This window comes from Streptomyces sp. CC53, from assembly GCF_001865245.1.
Taxonomy (GTDB): Bacteria; Actinomycetota; Actinomycetes; order Streptomycetales; family Streptomycetaceae; genus Streptomyces.
The window spans coordinates 1-2,709 of record NZ_MKXB01000218.1 but is presented as its reverse complement, the minus strand read 5'-3'; the positions used below and the strand labels follow the sequence as shown (position 1 = coordinate 2,709).

Annotated in this window: 1 protein-coding gene; it reads right to left on the bottom strand. The window is 74.1% G+C overall.

Annotation, left to right across the window (positions count from 1 at the left end; all coding sequences use genetic code 11):
• Positions 1-2,021 (bottom strand): MFS transporter (locus BJP40_RS28925; RefSeq protein ID WP_071283456.1); only part of this gene is annotated, 2,021 nt, incomplete at its 3' end.
• Between the last annotated feature and the right edge of the window lie 688 nt (positions 2,022-2,709).

Here is a 2,709-nt window from a genome sequence, read left to right as displayed (position 1 = left end):
TCCTGGCCGGGCCGCTCACGGACCGAGCCGTTCAGCTCCGCCGTCAGCTCCTCCACGAGCTGGATCAGGTCCGTCGGCCGGTCGGGCCCCCACCAGTCGCCGAGCAGCTCGGCGAGCGACTCCTCCCGGGCCCTGGCCAGCAGCGTCGCCGCCTCGACGCCGCGGTCGGTGAGCATCAGGTCCAGGCCCTCCCTGCGGGCCATGCCGCGCTCCTCCACCTGCCGGGACGCCTCGATGACGGTCCGCAGCGGCACCGGTGTGGTCTCGGCGAGCCGCGCCGGCTCGACGGTGCCGTGCCGGCGGATGCGCAGCAGCAGCCAGCTCGCCGCCGGCGCCAGGTCGAGACCGGCCCGGGCGGTGATCTTCTCGTACACCGCCTTGCGCCCCTCGCGGGAGCCCAGCACCGACAGGGCACGGGCGCACTCGTCGTAGGAGGAGCGCTCCACCGGGTTGGAGGCGTACGTCTCGCTCGGGTCGGGTGCGGTGACGGAGGCCCGCAGCCGGTCCTCCTTGAGGAACAGCGAGACGGCGAAGGCCAGCACGACGACGGGCGACGCGTAGAGGAAGACGTCCGTGATGGAGGTGGAGTACGCGGTGAGCGCCGCCGCCCGCAGCCCCGGGGGCAGCAGCCCGATGGCGCGCGGGTCCGCGGCGATGGCCTGCGCGTCCGCGTCCGGCGGCACCTCCTGGCCGGCGAGGGCGGCGGCGAGTTCGCCGGTGAGGCGGTTGGTGAAGAGGGTCCCGAAGACGGCGACGCCGAAGGCCGCGCCGATGGAGCGGAAGAAGGTCACGCCGGACGTGGCGACGCCGAGGTCCTCGTACGCGACGGAGTTCTGCGCGACCAGGATGAGGACCTGCATGACGAGGCCCAGTCCCGCGCCGAAGACGAAGAAGTAGGCGCTGACCTCCCACACACCGCTGTCCTGCTCCATCAGGTGCAGCAGCAGCAGGCCGACGGTCGTGAGGGCGGTGCCCGCGACGGGGAAGACCTTCCACCGGCCGGTGCGGCTGACGATCTGCCCGGAGGCGGTGGAGGTCAGCAGGATGCCGACCACCATGGGCAGCAGGTGCACGCCGGACAGGGTGGGGCTGACGCCTTGGACGACCTGGAGGAACGTCGGCAGGTAGGTCATCGCGCCGAACATGGCGAAACCGATGACGAAGCTGATGGCCGAGACCAGGGTGAAGGTGCGGTTCCCGAACAGCTTCAGCGGCAGCACGGGCTCCGCGGCGCGCCGTTCCACGAGGACGAACGCCGCGAGGAGGACGGCGCCGAGGACGGCCAGACCGATCACCTGGGCGGACGCCCACGGCCAGGTGCTGCCGCCGAGGGACGCCACGAGGACCAGGCAGGTGGCGACGGACGCGATGAGGAACGTACCGAGGTAGTCGATCGTGTGGCGGGTGCCGCGGACGGGCAGGTGCAGGACCGCGGCGATGACGAAGAGGGCGATGATGCCGACGGGCAGGTTGATGTAGAACACCCAGCGCCAGGACAGGTGGTCGGTGAAGAGCCCGCCGAGGAGCGGCCCGAGCACACTGGTCGCGCCGAACACCGCGCCGAAGAGGCCCTGGTAGCGGCCGCGGTCGCGGGGCGACACCAGGTCGCCGACGATCGCCATGGACAGCACCATGAGGCCGCCGCCGCCCAGGCCCTGGAGCGCGCGGTACGCGATGAGCTGCGGCATGTCCTGTGCGACGCCGCACAGCGCGGAGCCCGCGAGGAAGATGACGATCGCGGTCTGGAACAGCTTCTTGCGGCCGTACTGGTCGCCCAGCTTGCCCCACAGGGGGGTCGCGGCCGTGGAGGCCAGGAGGTAGGCGGTCACCACCCACGACAGGTGCTCCATGCCGCCCAGCTCGCTGACGATGGTCGGCAGGGCGGTCGACACGATGGTCTGGTCAAGCGCGGCGAGCAGCATGCCGAGGAGCAGCGCCCCGATGGCGAGCATCAGCGCGCGGCGGCTCAGCGCCTCGCCGGGGGCGGGTGTGGTGGCCGGTTCCCTCACGGGCCGCGACATGGGCGCCTCCCTCGCTGTGTCCCGAACCCATCGTGGAGGTTTCGGCCGGTTATGGCCTGTTGAGTGAGGCGTCGGGTGTTGGGCAGGTCACGTCGGCCCTGCATAATCGCTGCCAGCCTTCGGGGGCGGAACATCATCGGACTCCAGCAGGACCTCAAGGGGAGGGACCCACTCGTGGCCGAAAAGGTCTGTCCTGTGTGCGGCAGGCCCGCGCCTCCGCGGGGCGCGGGCTGTGCCTGCACCGGGGCGGCGGCGTGGGCCGACCCGCCGGCCGACGGCGTCTTCGACCCCCTGCGGATACGCCCGTACGTGAACCTCCGGGACGTGGCGCCGCCCCCGGGCGGCCCGTCCGCGTCGGAGCAGGACGGCGACGCGACGGCCCCGCTCCCGACGGTCCCGGCGGCGTCGCCCGGCCCGCAGGCGGCGGGCGGGACGCCGGGCCGGGGGGAGTGGCCGGGGAGCGCCGGCGCGCGGACGCCGGGCGGGCCCCTGCCGCGGGCCGGGACGCCGGGGCCGGGCGACCGCGCGGCGGGAGGCGGCTCCGTGCACGGCGACGCCCTGGGACATGGCTGGGCGCCGGGGACGGGACGTGCGCCCGGTGCGGGCGGGCCCCTGCAGGGCGCCCGCACGGCGTGGGGCGGCGGGCCGGCGCAGGCCGCCCACCGCGGGCGGGAGGGGACGCCGGTGC